At 30.0% G+C, this 2094-nt stretch carries 2 protein-coding genes; both read right to left on the reverse strand.

Translation table 11 applies throughout. The annotated features are described in order from the left end of the window. Positions 1 to 29: 29 nt before the first annotated feature. The gene (locus ENL20_12775) at positions 30 to 995 is read right to left on the reverse strand and encodes a site-specific DNA-methyltransferase (protein HHE39424.1); all 966 of its coding nucleotides are present in this window, start codon (positions 993 to 995) and stop codon (positions 30 to 32) included. Further along, entirely contained in the window at positions 992 to 1966 is a 975-nt protein-coding gene (locus tag ENL20_12780) for a hypothetical protein (protein ID HHE39425.1), read from the reverse strand. Before ENL20_12780 ends, ENL20_12775 begins: the two co-directional genes overlap by 4 nt. Positions 1967 to 2094 lie beyond the last annotated feature (128 nt).

Here is a 2094-nt window from a genome sequence, read left to right on the forward strand (position 1 = left end):
ATGAATATAACCTTCATAATAAATTCCATTTATTTATGAAATTGAAAAACCTGTTGCTGAAACTGTTTGTTCATAAGATTAAAATTATCTCTTTTATTCAGTAACTCGATTTTCTGGAAATCAATCTCTCTTAAATCTTCTGGTATAAGGAAATACTTTGATAAATTCTCCCAATCTATATTTCTAATCGTTCTCGGTTCATCTAAATAAAAGCTGATCCAAACATTCCCAATTTTCGATTCAGTAGTAATATTCATCACTTTTTTCATCGAAATTTCAACATAGTTTTGATCAATTTCAAAACCAATAAACTTTCTACCGAGGTTTTTAGCTGCAATTGCAGTTGTTCCGGTTCCCATAAAAGGATCGAGAATAATATCATTTTCGTCTGTGGTCATCAGAATCAATCTTTCGAGTAAATGAATTGGTAACTGACAAGGATGCGGATCTCGTTTCTTATTATGTTTAATTCGATGAATATCTGTCCAGACATCAGAAACCAACGGACCAAATGGATGTAAACTTGCTTTTTTACCGCCATAATCTTTGAGTAAAATACCTGTTTTTCTATCTCTTTTGTGCGGATATCTGACTTCATAAAATTTCAATTCTTTTTGTTTTTTTGCATAAAACAAAATTCCATAATGTGAAGGTTGTAAAGTTTTTCCCATCGGAGCAGTTGGAGCATCCCATGAAATCCAATGTTTGAAATCTGCTTTTTTATTTAAAATTTCAGAAAAGTATGTTAACCATTTTGGGATATTATGAACAAAAATTGAGCCAGTTGGTTTTGTAACTCGAACCATTTCTGAAATCCATTTCTCACACCAATCAATATATTCTTTGAATTCCAAAGAATCTTTGTAACTGTTATACTTTTTTTTCAGATTGAATGGAGGATCAGCAAAGGTCATATCAATGGTATTATCAGGGATCTTTTTGAAAGATTCCAAGCAATCACCTGGAATTATTTTATTAATAGATTCTTCTTTCATTTGAAGACCTTTACTAATAAATTCTTAAACCTTTCCATTTCATCAGTATGGAAAGTAAAAACATCTTCATAAGCACCAACCATCCGCTTCAAATCATTTTTTCTGACATACCAGCCAATTCCATCAACAAATCCAATAAACTTGGCTTTTGGATAATGTCTCTTCAAAAGCGAGTCAACAGAAATTTCGGTTTTTGATTTATCTCCCTGACCGGAGGATGTTGTTGTAAGAAATGAGCTTTCGATAATTATTTCAGGATTTTTCTTATTTGGAATAATGAAATCCATTGTTCTTTTTGTATCCGATTCATATTCGATCAGATCGTTCAAATCACCTTTTTCAAAAGATATTTGAAGTGAACTCAGAAGTTTCTCTATCAACACTTCAGGATTATTTTTTTCTTTTGCTGCTCTTGAACCTTTCTCTTTATATCTCGCCAAAGTATCGATTAATGCGTCGCTTTTGAATTGTAGTTTTTCTAAACTTAATTTTTGTAATTCAAATGTTGGTAAAGTCTGCTGAAAAAATTTATTCGATGAACCTTCAAAGAAAATATTTATTAATCCATTTCTGAAGCCATCATTTATTTCTACAAATTTTGTTATCTTTTCAGAGCTCCATTCAGAAATTTCTTTTTTGTCAGAACAATCATCCCAATCTTCTCTGAATACTAATTCATTAATTTCGTCATCATTAACAATTCTGATTACGGTAATCAATCTTTTCAGACTTTCGTTGGAAAAACCAGTTAATGCTAAAAGTGCTTTCATACCAATTTTTTTCTTTGATCGAAGAAAATTAGCAAAAACTTCTTTTTTACATCCATTGTTTGTTACTTCATTTTTCAAATATAGAATCGCTTCCTTAACACTGAAAATATGTTTTTCATAATTATCTTCAAATTCATCATCAAAATAATAAAAAGTATTCTTCTCAATTACTTTGGAATATTTTTCTTCAACGGATTTCAATTTTTCTCCTTTTTGAAAAAAAGAATATACTCTTCCTTCATCGTATTTCTCATTCCTTTGATTGGTTTCAAAATACTCTTAACAAGGTTAAGATTATAACTCTTACAGGAATCAATTATTTTTTGTTC

It is taken from the genome of Candidatus Cloacimonadota bacterium, assembly GCA_011372345.1.
In the GTDB taxonomy this organism is placed as follows: domain Bacteria; phylum Cloacimonadota; class Cloacimonadia; order Cloacimonadales; family TCS61; genus DRTC01.